This window comes from Yimella sp. RIT 621 (assembly GCF_004146205.1).
Classification (GTDB): Bacteria; Actinomycetota; Actinomycetes; order Actinomycetales; family Dermatophilaceae; genus Yimella; species Yimella lutea.
Window position 1 is genome coordinate 116,785 of record NZ_SEIP01000008.1, and the last position, 20,648, is coordinate 137,432.

Here is a 20,648-nt window from a genome sequence, read left to right on the forward strand (position 1 = left end):
GAATGTGCCGGTGACCGTCCAGGATCTGGCCCGCGCGCTGGTAGAAGAAGGAGCAGACCGGGTAGTGCTGCCGACGTGCGAGTCCTGCGGCCGCTCGGTGAGAATGCCCCACAAGACGCCGAGCGGTGGTCGGCACTGCTCTCGTTGCGAGCGGAACGCCAGGTCCGTCTCCTGCGCTTCCTGTGGCCGGGTCCGACCCGTGCAGCGCACGATCGACGGACAGCGCTTCTGCCGCGAATGCTGGCGAGCCGACCCTCGATCGTTCGGTGACTGCTCGCGGTGCAGGCAGCACGCGACCATCATCGTCCGCCGCCCGGAACTCGTCTGCCTGGCCTGTTATACCGCACCGATCAAGACCTGCGGTCTCTGCGGAGAACCTGGCCGGGTCGCCTCCCACCTTGACGGGCGACGGGTATGCGCACGCTGCTATTACGCGATGCGTAGACCGCAGCCCTGTCCCGAGTGCGGGCGCAGGGTGTTCTTGACCGGTTTCATGAACGGTCAGAAGGTCTGCGCCGACTGCGCGGGCGCTCCGGTGACGATGGCCTGCCCTGGGTGTGGCTCGATCGAGGAGATCCGCAAGCATCATCTCTGCGTCGAGTGCCGCCGGCCCGTCGCGATCCAGCAGTTGCTCGCCGACGACGCGGGAGAGATCCGCGCGGACCTCCACCCCCTTGCGGACTATCTGCTCACGCACCACAGCAAAGCCGCATCGCTCGAACGCTGGATGCACAAGAGCAAGTGCGCGATGGTGCTCCGCGAGATCGCGGACGGAACCCTGCCACTCACCGCCGAGGCGATCATCACCCGAGCTCGGTCGGGACAGTCGGTAGCGTTCCTCCTCTCGCTTCTGGTCCGCTCAGGAGTGCTTCCGGAGATCGATGTCGAAGGCACGCGCTTCGACCACTGGCTCGATGGATGGTTGGCGGGCATCGAACATGCCGAGGACCGGCTGGTCCTGCGCCGGTACTGCACCTGGGAGCTCCTCCGGTCCACCCGGGCTTTCCGAGCGGTACCCCGCAGTACATCGAGTCCAGCCGCTGGCTTCCAAAGGCAACGGGCCGCGCTGAAGTACTGCGCCGCGCTTCTTCGAGAGATTCGGTCACAGCAAGAGACGCTGGCAACCTATCCGCAGCGCCGGCTCGACGCATATCTGACTGATTCACCGAGCCAGCGTGACGCGCTGGCACCATTCACTCGCTGGCTACGACGGCACCGGATGAGCACCCTCCGAGTCGAGTTCCGAGCCCATCGCCTCGAAGGGCGAAGCTACGCCTCCGACCACCGATGGCAGATGGCTCGCAAGTTCCTGTCGGATGCCGGCATGGACCCGAAGACCCGGGCAGCCGGGCTCCTCGTACTGCTCTACGGCATCCAGCTGACCCGCATCGTCACGATCACCCGGACACAGATCGATACGAGCTCGCGGCCCGTCACGCTGACCGTCGGGGCCGAGCCGATCGGGCTCCCCGAGATCCTTGGCGACGCCATCAGCGATCTCGCCGACGCCGCGAAGCACCATCCTGAAGGATGGCTGTTCCCCGGCCGGAACCCAGGCAATCACCTCACCCCGGGCCCGCTGAGCCGTCGTCTTCGCGCCGAAGGCCTGCTCGCGGGAAGCGCACGCACCACAGCGCTCATCGAGCTCACCCGGCAAATGCATCCCCGGATCGTCTCGGATCTCCTCGGCATCACGACCTCGTCCGCCGCCGCATGGTCGCGTCTCGCCGGCGGTGACTGGTCCGACTATCCGGCACTCCGTTCCGACCACGCCTGAACGAGCATCACACGTCAGCGCCCGGGCCGGAAATCGCTTCGCGCAACTGCTCGACGGTCGGCGACCCGGCGATCCCAGCTGGCGTGCGGAACATCCGGCAGGCGAGCCCGACGTGGGTACGCTCGTCGGCGAACGGGTCGATGCCGTCGACGAGCACGGTTGGGGAGCCGTGGAACCCGAGGCGCACGGCGTCCTCGGGGGTCTCGACCAGCTGACGTATGACCCTGACATCGGATCGGTCGTTGACTACTTCAGCGAGCCGCTGGTCGAGCACCTCCCAGTTGGGGCAGCCGTTGAAATACTGCAGGATGATCTCCATGATGGTCCTCTCAGTTCTCGTTGCCGCGGATCATCAGAAGCGCTCCGGCGATCGCGGCGGTGACGATCACGACGTCGGCGACGTTCCCGATGAACCAGTTCCCGTAGGCGAGGAAGTCCACGACGTGCCCCTGGGCGAACCCTGGAGCACGGAAAAGCCTGTCGCCGGCGTGGGAGGCGGCGGCCCCGCCAAGCCCGCCGATCACGATCGCCCACCCGGGGTGTCGGACACGGAACGCGAACACGATCGCGGTGACGGTGGCCGCGACGGCCACCAGCGCGAACACCCAGGTGGAACCCTCACCGAAGGAGAACGCCGCGCCGGGGTTGTAAGCGAGTTGCAGGCCCAGCAGGTCGCCGATCAGCGGGAGGCGCTCACTTACTGTGAGCGTGGCCTCCGCCCATGCCTTCGTCCCCTGATCGATCAGGAGGACGAGCCCGCCGAGCGCGAGTGCCCCCGCCGTGAGCCGCCAACGCCCCCTCTGCTGCCGCTCTCCCGACGTCAGCTCAGCATCGGCAGCCGCGTCCGGGGTCATGCGAGGACCTCGACGAGGCGGACGATGACGCCGGAATCGATCAGGATGAACAGGCCCAGGCCGATGAACACGACGGGTACGAGCCAGTGCTCGACGCGTTCAAGCGTTTCGGTGACGGCCTTGTGGGTTCCGATCAGGTGTCCAGCAGCGCACCAGACGGCGACGAGGACGAGGAACACCGCGATCATGACGACGACGTCGCCGGGCGAACTGGTGCGGAGGATCGGCGTGTAGAGGGAGATGTTGTCGGCCCCGTTGGCGATCGTGATCCCGGCGACGCCCCACAGCCCGACCGCGGTGATCTTCTCGTCGTCGTCATCGTCGTCACCGTTGCGTCGCAGGCCCCGCACGAGGGTCCAGATGCCGATGCCGAGCGGGATCAGGCCGAGGAAGCCCACCCATTCGTCGGGGACGATGGTCAGGCCGAGCGCGGCGATCACGCTGATCACGACGAGGGTGATGAACCCGAGGTACTGGCCTGCGATGATCTGCCACGGTCGCGGCTTCCCTCGGCTGGAGGCCAGGAACAGCACGGTCAGCACGACGATGTCATCGATGTTGGTCGCAGCAAACAAGCCGATCGCTGAGCCGATGGTCGCAAGCATCAGCTCTCCAGCCGTGGGGTACGCGTGCGGGCGGCGCGGAGTCCGTTGAGGATCACGACGACCTCGGCGATCTCGTGGACCAGCACCACAGCGGCGAGTCCGAGGACGCCGAACAGCGCGAGCGGCAGCAGCGCGGTGATGATCAGCAGCGACAGGACGATGTTCTGGTTGATGATGCGGCGTCCGCGGCGGGCGTGGTCGAACGCGCGCGGGATGAGGCGGAGGTCGTGGCCGGTGAACGCGACGTCGGCGGACTCGATCGCCGCGTCCGAGCCGGTCGCGCCCATCGCGATGCCGATGTCCGCGGCGGCCAGAGCGGGGGCGTCGTTGATGCCGTCGCCGATCATTGCAACCGACCCCGCCTTTGACAGCTCCCCGATCGCGGTCGCTTTGTCTTCGGGACGCAGTTCCGCGCGCACGTCGCTGATACCGGCCTGCGCTGCCAGCGCCCGTGCCGTGCGGGCGTTGTCGCCGGTGAGCATCGTCACCCCGACGCCCTGCGCCGCGAGAGTCCGCACCACTTCGGGGACCTCGGGACGCAGCTCGTCGCGGACGCCGATCGCGGCGACAGGGGCCCCGTCGCGGTGCACGATCACAACGGTCATGCCCTGCTCCTCCAGGCCCGCGACCTGGTCGCCGAGCACCCCGGCGTCGAGCCAGCGGGGGCTGCCGACGGTGATCCGAGTCCCGTCGATCTTGCCCTCGATGCCGTGCCCGGCCTGCTCGGTCACGCCCTCCGCAGCCTGGGCTCCGGGGGCTGCGGCGGTGATCGCCGCGGCCAGCGGGTGCGTGCTGTGCTGCTCCAGCGCGGCCGCCCAGGCCAGCGCCTGGGCGTCGGTCACGCCGTCCGCGGCGAGGACCGCGGTGACGGCGGGCTCGTTGCGGGTGAGGGTGCCGGTCTTGTCGACGGCGACGTGGCGGACCGTGCCGAAGCGCTCGAACACCGCGCCGGACTTGATGATCACGCCGAACTTGCTCGCCGCGCCGATCGCCGCGACCACCGTCAGCGGCACCGAGATCGCCAGCGCGCACGGGGAGGCGGCGACGAGGACGACGAGGGCTCGGGTGATCCACAGCTCCGGGTCCCCGAACAGCGAGCCGACCAGGGCGACCAGGGCCGCGAGGACCAGCACGCCCGGGACCAGCGGGCGCGCGATCCGGTCCGCGAGGCGCGCTCGCTCGCCCTTCTCCGCCTGCGCCTGCTCCACCAGCTCCACGATGGTCGTGAGCGAGTTGTCGGTGCCCGCCGCCGTCGTCTCGACCTCCAGCGCACCGGCGCTGTTGATCGCGCCGGCCGACACGGCGTCGCCGGGCTCGACCTCGACCGGGATCGACTCGCCCGTGATCGCCGAGGTGTCCAGGCTGGAGCGCCCCGCACGGACGACTCCGTCGGTCGCGATCCGCTCGCCGGGACGAACCACCATGACCTGCCCGACCGCGAGGTCCTTCGCCGCAATCTCCACCGAAGCGCCGTCGCGGCGCACGGTCGCGGTGTCGGGGACCAGCTTCAGCAGCGCTCGCAGCCCGCCGCGGGCGCGGTCCATCGCCTTGTCCTCCAGCGCCTCTGCGATCGAGTAGAGGAACGCCAGCGCCGCAGCCTCTTCGACGTAGCCGAGGACGACTGCGCCGACCGCGCTGATCGTCATCAGCAGCCCGATGCCCAGCTTGCCCTTGAACAGCTTCCGGATCGCGCCCGGCGTGAACGTCGACGCGCCCAGCAGCAAGCCGACCCAGAACAGCACCAGTGCCGGGATCTCCATGCCGGACCACTCAAGGATCAGACCAGCGAGGAACGCGACACCGGAGAAGACCGGCACCATGATCCCGCGGTCCCTCCACCAGGGCCGCTCCTTCTCCTCGCTCTCATCGACTGCCGTGGTCGTCGGCTCGTGCTCGCAGCCGCATGCCGCGCTCACGCGTCTGCTCCCGCTCCGCAGCAACCCGGAACGGTGCACGACGAGTCCACGCACGGAGCGTGCTCGTCGACAGCCAGAGTCACGTCCACCAGCGCGATGAGAGCGGCCGCGAGGTGCGGATCAGCGATCTCATACCTAGTCTGGCGACCCTCCGGCTCAGCGACCACGATGCCGCAGTCGCGCAGGCAGGTGAGGTGGTTCGACACGTTCGAGCGAGTCAGCTCCAGCTCACGCGAGAGCACCGCCGGGTAGCTCGGTCCCTCGAGCAGGGTCATCAGGATCCGGGAACGCGTCGGATCCGCCATGGCCCGGCCGAGCCGGTTCATGACGTCGAGTCGAGAAGCAATAGTCAGCATGCACTGAACTATACAGCACAGGCTGATCAATCGCCGGATGCATCAGCCTCCGCCACAAGGCGAAACAGCAGTCGACATCTGATGAATACGCGACTCAGCAACAATCGGTGCTACCAGTAGGTCGAGCTCATCGTCGACCAGGGGCGCGACATCCACCCCGTTGACGATGAGCCGCCCCGGCTCCTCGAGCAGCCACGGAGCGTCGATGTCGAGGCCGTCCACGTCAACACCCCGCATGACCGCGTCCCTGAGGCTCACGTCCCGGAAGATCGAGTTCGACAGATCACGAGAGCTGAATTCTTGGCTTCCCATGGCGTGAAGGTACAGCTTGGGGTCTCGGGCACGCCCTCACCAGCTTCACCCGTGTCGGCGACGACCTCGTCCGCCAGTTCCCGGAGGCCGGCCAGGGCTGCTTCGGGCGTCTCGGCGAACCACGAGAGCCTGGCCCGGGGAGTCCACAACACAGGGGTTCGAGGGCCGCTTCGATGCCCGGTAAACCCGTCGCGACCGGCGTGAACATACGGTTCGCGCGGCGGAGCGAAAGTTATCAAACTCTCTACGTAGGTCCACTTTTTCTTCTGGCGGCTCCTTCGGCGTTCATCGGCCGGCTCCTTCGTCGCCTGGCCGATGAGCCGTCCCGCCGCCGTGAGCCTGTCGCTCTGGTTACTTGGGTGCCACCACTGACACATGTCGTTGGGTGGCTCCTTCGGCGTTCATCGGCTGGCTCCTTCGTCGCCTGGCCGATGAGCCGTCCCGCCGCGCTTTCCCCAGTCTCAGCAGTAGTGCGTTGCGGACGGCGCGTAACGTCTGACACTCGGCTTCGTAGGCGGCCCCCGGCGCCGCAGATCCCGCAGTCGGTGCGCTCCGGGCGTCGGCTGTTGCTTCGGATGCCGCCAGCACCGCCCTCGGCGCACCGGCGGGGCGCTCGCAGACAACCTGCGACGAACGCGTACGCCAAGACGACCGATCGACCAACGGTGGTCGACCGGTCGTCCGGGCGCCAGAACGATCAGCTTTTGGTAAACGCTTGGTACGCAGCGGTTTCGAAGTCGACGTACCCGGTGAACGAGGGGCCGTCGGCAAACGGGAAGATCTGCGTCGCCCAGTAGCCTCCGAACCCGTTGTCGCGGTCGATCCAGTAGAAGAGGTTGGCCAAGCCGGCCCAGCCGATGGCGCCGGCGGGTCGTCCGGTCGGGAACGGGTCCTCGGTGTACTGGAAGCTGTACGACCACGTCTTCTTCAGACCGGGGAAGAACTCGGCGTCGTTCGAGAGCCACTTGATGACGCCCGGCAGCAGCTTGACCTGGAGATTGTCGGGAAGTTGGTTGGTGAAGCCGAGGTCGACAGACGCCGGCGACAGCACCTGCTCGCCGGAGGCGCTGCGTCCCTCGTTGAGCCACATGCGGATGAACTTCAGGTAATCGGGCACGGTCGAGAACAGACCGTGCCCGCCGAAGTCGACCTCGGGCGTGGTGGGGGTCGCGAACTCGCTCGGGGTGAGCGTGCCGTCGTCCTCGCGCTGGTGGTGCCGAGCCTGTCGCGAGAGCATCTCCTCGGTCGGCGCGAAGGCTGAGGACGTCATGCCCAGAGGCGCGAAAATGCGCTCCTGGAACACCTCGCCGAGGCGCTTGCCGGTGATGCCTTCGACCACCTGGCCGGCCCAGTCGATGCTGCTGCCGTACTCCCACTGGGTGCCAGGGTCGAACAGCAGCGGAGAGTTCAACGCGGCGCGCGTCGCGGTGGCCACGCTCGGCTGGCCGTGCTCCTCGGCGAGGCGGTTGTAGGTCTCGTTGAAGAAGTCGTACCCGAAGCCCGCGGTGTGCGTCAGCAGGTGGTGGGTGGTGACGTCGCTGGCCGGCGCACGCAGGATCGGCTGACCGTCCGCGTCGAAGCCGTCGATGACCTTGACGTCGGCGAGGGCGGGCGCGTACTCCTTCGCCGGCGCCTGCAGGTCGAGGTCGCCCGACTCCACCAGCTGGAGGCAGGCGGTTGCGGTGATCGCCTTCGTCGTCGACCAGATGCTGAAGGACGTGTCGGTCGTCATTTCGGCGTCGGACGACAGGTCGCGCACGCCGGACGCGCCGAGGTAGATGTCCTTGTCCCGGTCGGTAATACCGGCGACGACGCCCGGCACTCGTCCTTCCCCGGAATTCGGGCCCTGCGAAGCGCGCTGGACGACGGCGTCGACCGCGGTAGTTAAGTTGTCGCTCACTGATCTTCCTCTCGTTCGGTGAAGCTCAACCCTCGCCCAAGTGTGACGCAGATCACAACCGACGCGGCGTCGCAAATCGACGAACCCATCCCGCCAAATGGCGGGGTGCGGTGCGAGACACCGCAATAGACTTCGAAGAATCGTCGGCACAAAGGAGGCCTCATGACGGTGAACGCGGTGCCGCGGCCCGGATTCGACGCCGAGCTACGCGCCGGATTGGCGGTCGTGGGTGGCATGTTCCCGCCGACCATCACCCCTGAACTCATCGACTTCATGCGAGTCTCGTACGCGTCCCCGCCGATGACCGACTTGTTCCGGCAGCATCGTATTGATGTGACGGACGTCGTCCTGCCCGGCTACCAGGGCGCCGACCTCACGGCCGCCGTTCTCCGACCGCGCGACGCACAGGGCCCGCGTCCGACGGTGCTTTACGCGCATTCGGGTGGGTTGATGTTCGGTGACAAGTTCAGCGGTCTCGACCTTGTGCTCGATTGGGTCAGCGAACTGGGCGCGACCGTCATCACGGTCGACTACCGGCTGGCGCCGGAGTTTCCCGACCCGTACCCGTGGGAGGACATGTACGCAGCCTTGGAATGGGTCGCCGCCGAGTCGGGAAATTTGGGCGTACGTCGCGATCGCATTCTCGTCGCCGGCGCCAGTGCCGGTGGCGGGCTCGCGGCCGGCATCGCTCTAGCCGCACGTGACCGCGGCGGCCCGCGGCCCTGCGGCCAACTGCTCGACTACCCGATGCTCGACGACCGATTGATCACCGCGTCGACCGCACAGTTCGACGGCATCGGCGTATGGGACCGGGTGAGCAATCAAACCGCGTGGCAGGCGATGCTCGGCGATCGCCGCGGTGGCGACGACGTGTCGCCTTACGCCGCACCGGCCCGGGCGGGCGACCTCAGCGCACTGCCGCCGGCGTTCATCGACGTCGGCGCTGCCGAGATCTTCCGCGACGAGGCCATCGACTATGCCGGACGCATCTGGGCGGCAGGGGGCGATGCCGAACTGCACGTGTGGTCGGGCGCCTTTCACGCGTGCGACATCTTCGCGCCGCACACCAGCGTGGGGCGATCGATGATCCGCACCCGCAACGCCTGGGTGGAGAAGACCCTTGCCGACTGATCGGCCGACCCGACCTCGCCAGGAGCCCTGAGATGCAAGAACTCCTCGGACGCATCGCGCGCCTCGACCCCAATTCGAGCCTCGGCCTGCGAGTCATCGCCTGCTTCGACGAGCTCATCGTGGGCAACGTCAACACCCGAGCACTGCTGGCCGCGGCGGCCTCGCTGGCCGGATGCACGGCCGGGTTTCGTGAAAGCGGATCGCAGGCCGCCATGCGGGTGTCGCCGCGGGGCGAGATCGACCGATCGCAGGCGCCTACGCCGCGCGATGATCTCCTCGCCCGGGCGGGAGACGACATGCTCGTCTGGCTCGAGCGAGACGAAGCGCCGTTTGCCAACGATGCGATCATCCTCGAACGGCTCGCGCTCGCCGTGCGCATCAGACACGGACGCGGTCAGCGCGAAATCGACAACCGTCGCCACCTCGGCGTGCTGACCGAGCGCAACAGCAGTGTCGAGGAACGGCTCGACGCCGCCGGGGCGCTCGGAGTGGTGGCCGCGCGCCGCTACCGCATCGTCGCCGCGCCGCTGTTCGCTGTCTGGGAGGGTCGGCCGTCCGGGCCCGAGGACGTGATCGGCACCCGCTTCGGCCCGATCCATGTCGTCGTCGTCCCGGAGATCTTCGAGCCGTTCCGCGCCGCGCCGGGCGGCATCGGGATCGCCGCTTCCGTGCACGGGCTCGACCGGTCGTTCCGCAGCGCGCTCGTCGCGCTGCGGCTGTGTGATCGGGCGCGTGAGCCGATGGTCGTGGCCGACGACTACGGCGGCCTGATCGACCTGTTGGCTGACGCCGACGACGACGTCCAGCATGGTGACGCCGACAGTCTCACCCTTGTCGCGCAACAGCATCCGTGGGCATTGGAGACCGTCGAGGCGCTGGTGACGACGCAGACGGTTCGGGAAGCGGCCCGTGAACTGAACATTCACCACAGCACACTGCAAGCCCGCTGCGACACGCTCAGGACCGGCCTCGGCTTCGATCCGTTGCAGGGTTTCGGCCGCACCCGTCTTGGCACAGCCTTCCTCATGCACCGACTCAGTCGGTCGACTGTGCTCGACCTGCCCGCCCCGGCCGCCATGACGGGGGTGAGCAGACCCGCTGTGGTTCAGGAGGATTGGCGCGGGTAGCGGCGTTTGATCGCCTGCACTCCGACTCGGGCTGACTCGCCGGGGAGTGTCCAGCCTCTCGCCTTGGCGATAAGCACCATCGGCGCACCCACGGCGGTAGCGGCGAGCACGCCCACCTCGGCGGTCACCAGACCGTTGAGCATGATCGCGACACCGCTGGCGATGATCGCACAGGTGGCATACAAGGTGTTGCCGCCGAGGAAGGCCGGACGCCGGGCGAGCACGACGTCACGAACCATCCCGCCGCCGACCGCGGTGATCGTGCCGAGCAGCAACGAGGGCAACCACCCCAGGCCCGCGCTGAGTGACTTCTGCGTACCGACCGCCGCCCAGGTGCCGAGGGCCAGACCGTCGAGCGCCGGGTAGACCCGGTTCCACACTCGTCCCTCGAACTGCAGGGTGTAACCGACGGCGGCTGCGGCGATCGCGACGACGAGGTACCAGGAGTCGGTGAGGGCGACCGGCGTCCCCTGCTGCAGGAGGGTGTCGCGGATCATTCCGCCGCCGAGGCCGGAAAGGATTGCCAGCACAGCGAATCCGACCGGGTCGAGGCGCTCGCGGCGGGCGATCTCCGCACCCAGCAGACCGTTCACGGCGACGCCGATGAGGTCGACCGTGCGGACGATGTCACCGAGGTCGGTGGTCACCCTGTCGCCTCCTCAATCGGGCCGGCACCGGCGGCCGACCGGACAAGTGTGCCGTACCCAGCCCACGGGTCCGGGACCGGTCAGCGAGCGCGGACGACCCGCGTCTCGTCCCACACCGGTGCGGGCGTCTCGTAGACCCGGCCGTCGCCGCCGAACACGAGGTACCGGTCGAATCCCTTTGCAAACCAACGGTCGTGGGTCACCGCGATGACCGTGCCTTCGAAGCCGTCCAGGCCCTCCTCGAGCGACTCGGCCGAGTGCAGGTCGAGGTTGTCGGTCGGTTCGTCGAGCAGCAGCAGCGTCGCACCGCTGAGTTCGAGCAGCAGAATCTGCAAGCGCGCCTGCTGCCCACCGGAGAGTGACCCGAAGGTCTGCTCGGCGCTGCGAGCCAACTCGTACCGGTCGAGTGCCCGCGACGCCTGCTCCCGCGGCATGCCTTCGCGGTGCTCGTCACCACGATGCAGGATGTCGAGCAGCGTCCGATCGGTCAGTGAGGCGTGCTGATGCGTCTGTGCGAACCAGCCCGGGCGCACCCTCGAGCCCAGGCGGGCAATTCCGCTGTGCTGCACCGTGTCCGGGACGAAGTCGCCCACCGGGCGGTGCTCGATGTCCGGGTCGGAACCACCGGCGGCCAACAACCGAAGGAAGTGGGACTTGCCCGACCCGTTCGAGCCCAGGACGGCGACTCGCTCGCCGTACCAGATCTCGCAGTCGAAGGGCTTCATCAATCCGGTGAGCTCCAGTCCTTCGCAGATCACCGAGCGCTTGGCCGTGCGACCACCGCGCAGCCGCATGGTCACCTTCTGCTCGAAGGGGATCGCCTGCGGCGGGCCCGCTGCCTCGAACTTGGCCAACCGGGTCTGGGCAGCGTGGTAGCGCGAGGCCATGCCGTCGTTGAAGGTCGATTTCACCTTCAGGTTCAGCACAAGCGTCTTCAGCTTGGTGTGCTCCTCGTCCCAGCGGCGCCGCAACTCCTCGAGGCGGTCGTTCCGGTCGATACGCGCCTGCTGATAGGTGTCGAACGATCCGGGATGCACCCAGCACACGGCGCCGGCCGCCTGTGGTTCCAGGGTCGCGATCCGGGTCGCGACGGTGCTCAGCAGTTCCCGGTCGTGGCTGATGAACAGGACGGTCTTGGGGGACGCGTTGAGTTCAGCTTCGAGCCAGCGCTTGGTCGGCACGTCCAGGTAGTTGTCCGGCTCGTCGAGCAACAGGACATCCTCCGGCCCGCGAAGCAGCGCCTCCAACACGAGTCGTTTCTGCTCGCCACCGCTGAGGGTGTTGACGTCGCGCCACTGTGCCTGGTCGAACGGAATCGACAGTGCCGCAACGGTGCACACATCGGCGAGCGTCTCCCAGTCGTACCCGCCGACCTCTGCCCAGTCGGCCAACGCCTGCGCGTACGCCATCTGGTCTGACTCGTCGTCGCGTTCCATGATCGCCAGTTCGGTGCGGTCGACAGTGGCGGCTGCTTCACGGATCGGCAGGGGAGCGACGGTGAGCAGCAGATCCCGGACGGTCACCTGTTTGCCCTCGCGCCCGACCTTGCCGATGAACTGCGGCATCACGCCGATCCTTCCGCTGCGGGTGATCGCCCCGTCGTGCGCGTCGAGTTCGCCGGCAATGATGCGAAGCAGCGTGGTCTTGCCGGTGCCGTTCGGACCGACGAGTGCGACCTTCGCGCCGTCGCCCACGCGCAGACTCACCCCGCCGAGCAGCGGCCTGCCGTCGGGCAGGAAGTAGTCGACGGAGTTGGCTTCGATATGTCCCACGAGGATCAAGCTTGCTGCATCGCAGGGCATCCGTCACTTCGATTTTGCGCCGGAACGACGCCGTTGTGAGTTCCCTCACCATCCGGGTGCAGGATTTGGACGGCCGTCCTGACAGGCGTAACATTTCGGTATCGAATAGTTCTACTTAGAACTTTGAGACCTGAACCACATCAAGCACTCATGCAACGGCAAAGGAGCCACCAGCCATGACCTCGCTCGCGAAGTCGATCAAGAGCCACCGTGAGAACGCCCGCGCCCGCCGCGCGTTCAACAAGGCGGTCGAGAACGCCGGCACTCCGGCCTCGCGCGACGACCTGATCATGGCCTGGCAGCGTTCCGCCGAGCGCGTCTGACGCAGAACGTACTGATACCTCCGCCCATTCGGGGCGGGGGTATTCTTTTTTGTTCGCAACCTAATTGTGTTGATGAATGTTCATTCCGCAGCGAAATTCTGCAGTCACGGGGGAGAATGCAAAGGTGTTCACGATTGATCGGGAAAGCGCGCAGCCGACGTACGAGCAGATTTGCGATCAGGTCGCCGAGGGCGTCCGGGTAGGCGACTTCGTCGTAGGCAGCAAGCTGCCCACCGTCCGCGGTCTTGCCGCCGACCTGCGGATCGCGCCGGGCACGGTCGCGAAGGCCTACACCGAACTCGAACGATCCGGTCTGATCGTCACGCGCGGACGGGCCGGCACCTTCATCTGCGCCGGTCAGGACACCGCTGCCGAGGAACTCGAGCGAGCGGCTCGCGAGCTCGTCGTGCGGGTGCGCCGGTGGAACCCCGCCCGCGCCGACGTCCTCGCCGTCGTCGAGCAAGCGCTCAAACAGGACGGAATCAACTGACCGGTACTTCGGAACCCGAAGTACCGGTCATCCGGAAATGGCCCGCCACCGAAAGTCGGTGACGGGCCATTCGCGTTGTGCGGGTCCTACTTCAGTTGCGCCGAACTCAAGCCGAGCAGGCGGCGCGCCACCACCAGCAATTGAATCTGCTGGGTGCCCTCGAAGATGTCGAGGATCTTGGAGTCGCGGGCCCACTTCTCCAGCAACTCGGTCTCTGCATAACCCGTAGCGCCACAGAGCTCGACGCAGCCGAGAGCGACGTCGACGCAGGTGCGACCGGCCTTCGCCTTCGCCATGGACGCCTCCATCGAGTTCGGCTTGCCGTTGTCGGCCATCCACGCTGCGCGCAACGCGAGCAGGTAGGCAGCCTGGTACTCAGCCTCGAACTGGATCAGCTTGGCCGCAGCGAGTGACTGACCGGCGAGTGGACGATCCGGGTCCGGCGTCACACCTGCCTTCGCCAGCAGTTCGGTGGCGGTGTCGAGGCATGCACGGGTAAGACCGACCGCCATCGCCGCGACCAGCGGACGCGTGTTGTCGAAGGTCTGCATGGCACCGCCGAAGCCGCCTTCGATCTTGATCTCCGGGTCGCCGAGGAGATCGTCGGCCGGCACTCGACAGTCCTGCAGGCTGAACGCAGCGGTGTCCGACGCGCGAATGCCGAGCTTGTGCTCCAAGCGCACCAGCTTCATGCCCGGGTTCGACCGCTCGACGACGAACGACTTGATCGCCTGCTTGCCGAGCGCGCGATCGAGCGTGGCCCACACCACGACGAGATCGGCACGTTCGCCGGCGGTGACGAAAATCTTCTCCCCGTTGAGCACGTATTCGTCGCCGTCCTTGACGGCCGTCGTCCGGATCGCACCCGAGTCGGAGCCGGTGTCGGGCTCGGTGATCGCCATTGCGGCCCAACGGTTTGCGTACCGAGCCTTCTGTTCGTCATTGGCGACGGCGGCGATCGCGGCATTGCCGAGTCCTTGGCGCGGGATCGACAGGGTCAGGCCGACGTCGCCACGGCAGGTCTCCATGATCGACAGGACGGACGAGAGGTTGGTGCCGTTGCGGTTCGCCTTGCCGGCGTTTCGTCCGGAGCCCACACCCTTCGGCTGCTCGTCGGTCTTGGCCTTGGCCGAGCCGGACGCACCCGCGCCCTGACTCGCGCCGGAGTCACTCATGCCGTCGATGAGGGCCGACAGCAGGTCGAGTTCCTGGGGGTATTCGTGCTCGGCGATGTCGTACTTGCGGCTGATCGGGCGGAACACCTCGTCGGCGAGCGCGCCGGCCTGCTTCAGCAGCGGGGTGAACTTGCGGGGGACCTCGAGGTCAATCATCGGTTGCTCCTCAGACCAGCAGCGTGCCCTCGAGCACGCCGGTCGCGCGCAGGTCACGGAACCAGCGCTCGTTGTCGAATTCTTTGACGAAGCCGTGTCCGCCGAGCAGTTGGACGCCGTCACTGCCGATCTGGGCGCCGTGCCGGGCAGCCAGCGCACGTGCCTGTGCGATGAGCGCGGATGCGTTCTTGTCCTCGTCGAGCAACGCGGCGGCGCGCCAGACCACGAGGCGTAGAGCGTCCACCTCGATCGCGATGTTCGCGACCGTGAACGCGACGGCCTGGCGGTAGGCGATCGGTTCACCGAAAGCCTTGCGCTCGACCGTGTAGGTCTTCAGGTGGTCCAGCACGGCCTGCCCGGTGCCGACGGCTGCCGCCGCCCAGGCCAGGCGGGCGCGACGGACGGCGTCCAGGTGGTCCGCAGCCGTGCCGAGCAGGTTGGCGGCCGGCACCCGGACGGACTTCAGGTGCAGAGCACTGGTGCGGGCTGCGCGCAGACCCATGGCCGGGTCGGGGGAGACCGACAGCCCGTCGGTGCCGGGCTCGACAATGACCAGGCGAGGCTCGTCGTCGACCAATGCCGACACGATGAACAGGTCGGCGTTCTCGGCCCCTGGCACGAGTGACTTCACGCCGTCGAGCACGAGGTGGTCACCATCGCGCTGCGCCGTCGTGGACGGCGCGAGCGGATCGAACAGCGGTTGCGGCTCCTGGATCGCCAGTGCCCCCGTGGCTGGTTCCTGTTCGTGGGTGAATGGCGGCAGGAACGTAGCCTGCTGATCCGAATCGCCATAGTTCGCAAGTGCATTGGCGACTGCTCCGCTGGCCATGATGGCGACGGCAAGCCCCATGTCACCGCGCGCCAGCTCCTCGATGACCAGCACGCCGGTGATCGCGGAACGCTCCTCGGCCACTCCGCCGAGCTCCGCCGGAACACTCAGCAGGGTCATGCCCATGGCGGCGGCCTGTTCGAGCACCTGCGCCGGAGCTCGACGCTCGGTGTCGGCCCCGGCAGCAGCTGGGCGTAGCACCTCGGTTGCGAGTTCGCGCGCTGCCTCCTGGATCATCTGCTGATCCTCGGTCGGGCTCAGGTCGAACTCCCGCCGCGGCTTGGTTGATGCGGCCCGCGTGGGCGAACCCGACCCGGACTTCTTCGTGAAGGCTTTACCGGCGACCGTCTGTGCCTTGAACCCCGACTTCGCACTGCGGTACAGGACCTTTTCGACCCGTCCCCGCAGTACCGGATTCTTCAGTGCTTCGAGTCCACCCGCCATGGTGATCAGGCGCATCCCGAACGCCTGACCCCGATCGGCGATGGACGTCTTGCCGTGCAGCGACATCTCAGCCTTCCCGTGCAGCTTCTCGTGCAGGTCTTCGGACGCTCGTTCAAGCATCCGCGCCGAGCCTAACTGAAAGTGATACTCGAAGTACCGGAAACCACCCGTACCGGGAAACACGCCGATTTCCCAGGATGGTCTTGTCAGCGTCCGGTGAAGGCTCGGGCGATCGCGTCGAAGAGGTGCTGGTCGAGTACGGCTCCTTCGCGCCGGACGGCGCTGGGGTCGACCCGCAGCACCCGGTTCAGGCGTACCTCGCTGGGCCGACCGCGGCGGTCCCACGGACCGGATCCGATGTCGACCCACTCGCGGCCGGCCCGACGCTCCTGGTCGGCGTCGCGATCGTGATCCTTGCTGGTGAGAGGCAGCGCAAGCAGCCACTCACCCGCCCGCCCGACCAGGAGCACCGGACGGTCCTTGCCGCGGGAGTGGTCCTCCTCGTACGGCACCCAGGTCCACACGATCTCGCCCGGGTCGGGTCTGCCGTCCGGCTTCGGGGCGTACTCGAAGTCGGGGATCCCGCAGAAGTCGCCCGGGTAAGGGTGTTGTTCGGGAGCAGGCTGGGCGGCCGGCATCCGGGTTGCAGTGTCCGAGCGTGATCGACCGGACGGCGCGGTCGCACGGGTGGCGTCGAGGATCTGCCGGGTCACCCGTAGAGCGCTGTTGACCCAGAACCGCATGCGACTACTTCAGCAGTTCGTCCGCCGACAGTCCGCGTTGCGAGTGGTCGAGCACGGTGACGATGTGGGCCGTGCCGATGCGTCCGCCCGCTCTCTCGACACCCTGGGCGATCTGCATGATGCACCCCGGGTTGGCCGTCACCAGCAACTGCGCACCCGTCGCGATCACATTGGCGGCCTTCGTGTCGCCGAGTTGCTTGGCCGGCTCGGGGTTCAGCACGTTGTAGATGCCTGCCGACCCGCAACAGATCGACGCGTCCTTGATCTCCTTCACGGTCAGCTCCGGCACCGCGCGCAGCAGCTCACGCGGCTGGTTGCGGATGCCCTGCGCATGACCGAGGTGGCAGGCGTCGTGGTAAGCCACGGTGAGGGGCAGCGGGTGATAGGTGGCGACCGGGCCGAGTTCGGCCAGCAGCTCGCTCACGTCGCGCACCTTCTCGCGGAAGCTCCGCACGCGCTCGTCGGCTTGGTGGGTTGAGTCGTCGGCGAGCAGGAATTCGTACTCCTTCATCGCGCTGCCACAGCCCGCGGAGTTGACCACGATGTAGTCGACCTCGTAGCGCTCGAAGGTGTCGATGAGCGCTCGAGCGAAGTGTTGCGCCTCGGGCTCACGGCCGGAGTGGCTCGACAGCGCACCGCAACAACCCTGGCCCTGTGGCACCACCACGTCGCAGCCCTCGGCAGCCAGCACCCGCGCGGTAGCGGCGTTGACCCCGGAGAAGAAGGCGTCCTGCACGCAGCCGGTGAGCATCGCGACGGTCGCCCGCTTGGTGCCCTTCGCCGGGATACGTTCGGGCAGCCTTTCCGGCTTGGTCAGCTCGGGGGTGAGGCTCTGCAGCATCGCCAGCGACGGCGAAATGCGTTCCAGCAGGCCGGACTTGTTGATCGCGCGGTCGAGGCCGACCTTCTGCGTCAGGCGCAATGGTCCACGCAACGCCTTGAGCCGCTTGGGGTAAGGGAACAGGCTGAAGACCGCAGCACGAAGTGCCCGTTCCGACCTGGACCTGGTCGTGTTGCGCTCGACCTGGGCCCGGGTCTGCTCGAGCAGGCGGTCGTACTGCACCCCACTCGGGCACGCCGTCACGCAGGCCATGCAGCCGAGGCAGGCGTCGATGTGGCCGACAACCGTGTCGTCGAGCGGTGCGCCCTCGGTGACGTTCTTCATCAGGTGGATCCGTCCCCGCGGGGAGTCCATTTCCTCGCCCCACAGCACATACGTCGGGCAGGTCGTCAAGCAGAAGCCACAGTGCACACAGTCGGACAGCAGGCTCGGGTCGGGTGGGTTGTGCTCGTCGAACCCAGTGATCCGCGACATCGGTTCGACACTGACGTCAACGCCTGGCGTGATAGCCGGTTCAGAGGCGGTGCGGGGGTCGGGCATCAGATTCCTCCCACGAATCGGCCTGGGGCCAAATGGTTTTCTGGATCGAACTGCTGTTTCACACGGCGCATTATGTCGATGGCCGGGATCGGACCCCACACATCGACCTGCCCGCGCATCTCCTTCGGGGCATCGAGCACGATCACGCTGCCGCCGAGGGCGACCTCACGAAAACGTGCTGCGGCGGCCTCGACATCATTCGGTTCGGCTGCGCCGGACGGAGATGCGTACAGCACTCCCGCACCGGCTGATCCCTGAATCGTCCAGCCGAGTTCGGCCGCTGCCGCAACGACATTCGGCACAGCGGACAGTTGCGCGGTGATCTTCAGTCCGATGCCTTCGCCCACGGGCCACGGGTAGGTGCCGGTCCACCCGGGTGCTGGCGCTGTCTCGCCGGCGACGGTCGCGCGGATCCGCCCGGAGCGGGCGGAAACGCCCCCCTCAGTGCCTTCGATCAGCACGGCGAGAACTACCGAATCCGCAGTCTCGCAACGGATCTCGACCGCGCTCGGTGCGTCTTGACTATGCAAAAGGTCGTTGAGTACGTGCGGCAATTCGGCGATCGGGTGTTGACCGACGACCCACTCGGACGCCTGCGGCACCGGGTGCAGCCGGAAGGTCGCCTCGGTGACGATCGCGAGCGTGCCGTACGAGCCGACCATCAACTTGCCGAGGTCGTAGCCAGCGACATTCTTGACCACTTTGCCGCCTGCGTGGGCGACGGTGCCGTCGGCCAGCACGACCGTCACCCCGATGAGCAGGTCGCGCACGGAGCCCGCGAGCACACGCAGCGGCCCGCTCGTATTGGTTGCGATGAGCCCACCGACAGTGGTGCCCGGCACCATTTCGTCGAGCGCGAGCCGCTGGCCTGCCTGAGCGACGGTGCTCTGGACGACGTTCAGCGGGCAACCGGCCTCCGCGCTGACGATGAGATCGCCGGGCTGGTGTTCGAGCACCCGGTTCATCGCCGACAGGTCGAGGACCAGGTCGAGGTGGCCGGCGGGGGAACCCCACGTCAGTTTTGTGCCGGCACCCCGCACCGCGACGACCGCGCCGTGCTCACGAGCGGCTCGGACTGTTTCGGCTACCTCTCCGGTCGAGGTCGGCCGAGCGACACAACTCGGCGCGCGTCCGTCGAACAGCGTCGCCGATGTGCCCTGCTCGACATCGATTCCACGGTGCTGCAATGTTTCTCGCAAGCTCATCAGAAGATTTCCGCCTTGCCCTCGTAGGGGTTCGGATCATTCGCCGACCGCTTGCGCGGCACCTCGCCGCACAGCCGCGGCGTCGGGTAGATCTTGCCGGGGTTCGACAGTCCGTGCGGATCGAAGGCACAGCGCACCCGCTGCATGGTGTCGAGATCGACTTCGGTGAACATCTTCGGCATGTGCTTCGCCTTGTCGAAGCCGACACCGTGCTCGCCGGTGATCGATCCGCCGTGTTCCAGGCACAGGTCGAGGATCGCTCCGGACACCTCCTCAGCGCGTTCGTTCTCGCCGGGCACGCTGCCGTCGAAGAGCACCAGGGGGTGGAGGTTCCCGTCGCCCGCATGGAACACGTTCGCGACGCGCACTCCCTTCTCGGCAGCGAGTTCACCCATCTGGCCCAGCACCTGCGACAGCTTCGTGCGCGGGATGACGCCGTCCTGGACGATGTAATCGGGCGAGATGCGACCGACCGCGGCGAATGCCGACTTGCGACCCCGCCAGATCGCCATCCGCTCGTCGGCATCGGCGGCCAACCTGATCTCGAACGCACCGGCCTCCCGGCACATCCGTTGTGCTGCAGCCGATTCGGCCTCGACTTCGGCCGTCGGACCGTCAAGTTCGACCACCAGCACCGCGCCCGCGCCGTCCGGGTAGTTGCACGCCACCGCCGCCTCCGCGGCCTCGATCGCGAGCGCGTCCATCATCTCGATCGCGGCCGGCACAATACCCGCGGCGATGATCGCCGAGGTGGCCGCGCCCGCCGCGTCCGTCGACTCGAACCCGGCCAAGAAGGTCTGAACGGACTCGGCCGAGCGCAACAGTTTCACCGTCACTTCGGTCGCGACACCGAGGGTGCCTTCCGAGCCGACGAACGCACCGAGCAGGTCGTAGCCGGGCGCGTCGGGTGCTCGCTGACCGAGCGTCACCTGCGAACCGTCGGGCATGACCACCTCAGCCGACAGCACGTGGTTGCTGGTGAAGCCGTACTTCAGGCAATGCGCGCCGCCGGAGTTCTCGGCGACATTGCCGCCGATCGTACAGATCTGCTGGCTCGACGGGTCCGGCGCGAAGTAGTAACCCTCCGGCGAACTCGCCTGAGTGACAGAAAGATTGATAACACCTGGGTCGACCACCGCACGCTGATCGGCGCGGGAGATCTCCTTGATCTCCCGGAACCCACTCATCACGATCAGGACGCCATCGGCGTGGGGGAGCGCGCCACCGGACAACCCCGTGCCCGAACCGCGCGCGACGAAGGGGACCCCGGCTTCCGCGCATGCTCGGACGGCGAGGCGCACCTGCTCAGCGTCCGAGGCGAGCACGACCACGGCCGGGGTCACCCGGTGAACCAGCAGTCCGTCACAGTCGTAGGTCGCCAGACGCGCCGGGTCGGTGATGACCGCCTCACGCGGCAGGGCCGACCGCAACCGTTCGATCACGGCTGCGATCGACCCGCTCGAAGTGGCCATCGG

20 protein-coding genes are annotated in these 20,648 nt (G+C 67.4%); 5 read left to right on the top strand and 15 right to left on the bottom strand.

What is annotated here, in order from left to right:
- Positions 1 to 628 precede the first annotated feature (628 nt).
- Positions 629 to 1,777, top strand: a complete 1,149-nt coding sequence (locus EU513_RS09380) for a hypothetical protein (RefSeq protein WP_240796000.1) — start codon at positions 629 to 631, stop codon at positions 1,775 to 1,777.
- 7 nt (positions 1,778 to 1,784) lie between these two features.
- Here the strand turns inward: EU513_RS09380 and EU513_RS09385 are convergent, their stop codons facing one another.
- The 7 genes from EU513_RS09385 to EU513_RS09420 all read right to left on the bottom strand — a co-directional run bounded on the left by EU513_RS09385 (position 1,785) and on the right by EU513_RS09420 (position 7,720).
- The gene (locus EU513_RS09385; RefSeq protein WP_026936351.1) at positions 1,785 to 2,096 is read right to left on the bottom strand and encodes a hypothetical protein; all 312 of its coding nucleotides are present in this window, start codon (positions 2,094 to 2,096) and stop codon (positions 1,785 to 1,787) included.
- A gap of 10 nt (positions 2,097 to 2,106) precedes the next feature.
- Positions 2,107 to 2,631, bottom strand: coding sequence for a signal peptidase II (locus EU513_RS09390; protein ID WP_129625631.1), 525 nt, complete (start codon positions 2,629 to 2,631; stop codon positions 2,107 to 2,109).
- Positions 2,628 to 3,236, bottom strand: coding sequence for a cadmium resistance transporter (locus tag EU513_RS09395; protein WP_129625632.1), 609 nt, complete (start codon positions 3,234 to 3,236; stop codon positions 2,628 to 2,630). The genes EU513_RS09390 and EU513_RS09395 overlap by 4 nt, the downstream gene beginning before the upstream one ends.
- Positions 3,236 to 5,152 (bottom strand): cation-translocating P-type ATPase, encoded by a 1,917-nt coding sequence (locus EU513_RS09400; RefSeq protein WP_028707591.1) that lies wholly within the window; start codon positions 5,150 to 5,152, stop codon positions 3,236 to 3,238. Before EU513_RS09400 ends, EU513_RS09395 begins: the two co-directional genes overlap by 1 nt.
- Positions 5,149 to 5,508: a helix-turn-helix transcriptional regulator gene (locus tag EU513_RS09405; RefSeq protein WP_026936347.1), complete on the bottom strand. Its 360-nt coding sequence runs from the start codon at positions 5,506 to 5,508 to the stop codon at positions 5,149 to 5,151. The genes EU513_RS09400 and EU513_RS09405 overlap by 4 nt, the downstream gene beginning before the upstream one ends.
- 42 nt (positions 5,509 to 5,550) lie before the next feature.
- Complete coding sequence (locus tag EU513_RS16670; protein WP_205744730.1) at positions 5,551 to 5,730, bottom strand: hypothetical protein; 180 nt, start codon at positions 5,728 to 5,730, stop codon at positions 5,551 to 5,553.
- A gap of 787 nt (positions 5,731 to 6,517) precedes the next feature.
- Positions 6,518 to 7,720 (bottom strand): serine hydrolase, encoded by a 1,203-nt coding sequence (locus EU513_RS09420; protein ID WP_129625633.1) that lies wholly within the window; start codon positions 7,718 to 7,720, stop codon positions 6,518 to 6,520.
- 162 nt (positions 7,721 to 7,882) lie between these two features.
- On the opposite strand from EU513_RS09420, the gene EU513_RS09425 reads away from it, so the two are divergent.
- Both EU513_RS09425 and EU513_RS09430 read left to right on the top strand, forming a co-directional pair.
- Positions 7,883 to 8,851, top strand: a complete 969-nt coding sequence (locus EU513_RS09425) for an alpha/beta hydrolase (RefSeq protein WP_205744731.1) — start codon at positions 7,883 to 7,885, stop codon at positions 8,849 to 8,851.
- Between the two features lie 119 nt (positions 8,852 to 8,970).
- On the top strand, positions 8,971 to 9,978 hold the full coding sequence (locus tag EU513_RS09430; protein WP_205744732.1) for a helix-turn-helix domain-containing protein: 1,008 nt from the start codon (positions 8,971 to 8,973) through the stop codon (positions 9,976 to 9,978).
- Here the strand turns inward: EU513_RS09430 and EU513_RS09435 are convergent.
- Together EU513_RS09435 and EU513_RS09440 are read right to left on the bottom strand one after the other, a co-directional pair.
- A complete protein-coding gene (locus EU513_RS09435; protein ID WP_129625635.1) occupies positions 9,957 to 10,625 on the bottom strand; it encodes a trimeric intracellular cation channel family protein in 669 nt (222 codons plus the stop codon). The two genes, EU513_RS09430 and EU513_RS09435, sit on opposite strands and share 22 nt — an antisense overlap.
- Before the next feature lie 80 nt (positions 10,626 to 10,705).
- Positions 10,706 to 12,397, bottom strand: coding sequence for an ABC-F family ATP-binding cassette domain-containing protein (locus EU513_RS09440; protein ID WP_129625636.1), 1,692 nt, complete (start codon positions 12,395 to 12,397; stop codon positions 10,706 to 10,708).
- Between the two features lie 206 nt (positions 12,398 to 12,603).
- Here EU513_RS09440 and EU513_RS15895 point away from each other — a divergent pair, with 206 nt between their 5' ends.
- Together EU513_RS15895 and EU513_RS09445 are read left to right on the top strand one after the other, a co-directional pair.
- Positions 12,604 to 12,750: a hypothetical protein gene (locus tag EU513_RS15895; protein ID WP_168990227.1), complete on the top strand. Its 147-nt coding sequence runs from the start codon at positions 12,604 to 12,606 to the stop codon at positions 12,748 to 12,750.
- A gap of 124 nt (positions 12,751 to 12,874) precedes the next feature.
- The gene (locus EU513_RS09445; RefSeq protein ID WP_168990228.1) at positions 12,875 to 13,240 is read left to right on the top strand and encodes a GntR family transcriptional regulator; all 366 of its coding nucleotides are present in this window, start codon (positions 12,875 to 12,877) and stop codon (positions 13,238 to 13,240) included.
- A gap of 86 nt (positions 13,241 to 13,326) precedes the next feature.
- Here EU513_RS09445 and EU513_RS09450 read toward each other — a convergent pair whose 3' ends face one another.
- The 6 genes from EU513_RS09450 to EU513_RS09475 form a co-directional block, all read right to left on the bottom strand.
- Complete coding sequence (locus tag EU513_RS09450; protein WP_129625638.1) at positions 13,327 to 14,571, bottom strand: acyl-CoA dehydrogenase family protein; 1,245 nt, start codon at positions 14,569 to 14,571, stop codon at positions 13,327 to 13,329.
- Positions 14,572 to 14,581: 10 nt separating this feature from the next.
- Complete coding sequence (locus EU513_RS09455) at positions 14,582 to 15,964, bottom strand: acyl-CoA dehydrogenase family protein (protein WP_240796001.1); 1,383 nt, start codon at positions 15,962 to 15,964, stop codon at positions 14,582 to 14,584.
- 86 nt (positions 15,965 to 16,050) lie between these two features.
- Positions 16,051 to 16,587: a type II toxin-antitoxin system PemK/MazF family toxin gene (locus tag EU513_RS09460; protein ID WP_129625639.1), complete on the bottom strand. Its 537-nt coding sequence runs from the start codon at positions 16,585 to 16,587 to the stop codon at positions 16,051 to 16,053.
- 4 nt (positions 16,588 to 16,591) lie between these two features.
- Positions 16,592 to 17,902: a (Fe-S)-binding protein gene (locus EU513_RS09465; protein WP_129625640.1), complete on the bottom strand. Its 1,311-nt coding sequence runs from the start codon at positions 17,900 to 17,902 to the stop codon at positions 16,592 to 16,594.
- Positions 17,903 to 17,967: 65 nt separating this feature from the next.
- The gene (locus EU513_RS09470; protein WP_129625641.1) at positions 17,968 to 19,173 is read right to left on the bottom strand and encodes an FAD-binding oxidoreductase; all 1,206 of its coding nucleotides are present in this window, start codon (positions 19,171 to 19,173) and stop codon (positions 17,968 to 17,970) included.
- Positions 19,173 to 20,645 carry an FAD-linked oxidase C-terminal domain-containing protein gene (locus EU513_RS09475; RefSeq protein ID WP_129625642.1) on the bottom strand — a complete coding sequence of 491 codons (1,473 nt, stop codon included), beginning with the start codon at positions 20,643 to 20,645 and terminating at the stop codon, positions 19,173 to 19,175. The genes EU513_RS09470 and EU513_RS09475 overlap by 1 nt, the downstream gene beginning before the upstream one ends.
- Between the last annotated feature and the right edge of the window lie 3 nt (positions 20,646 to 20,648).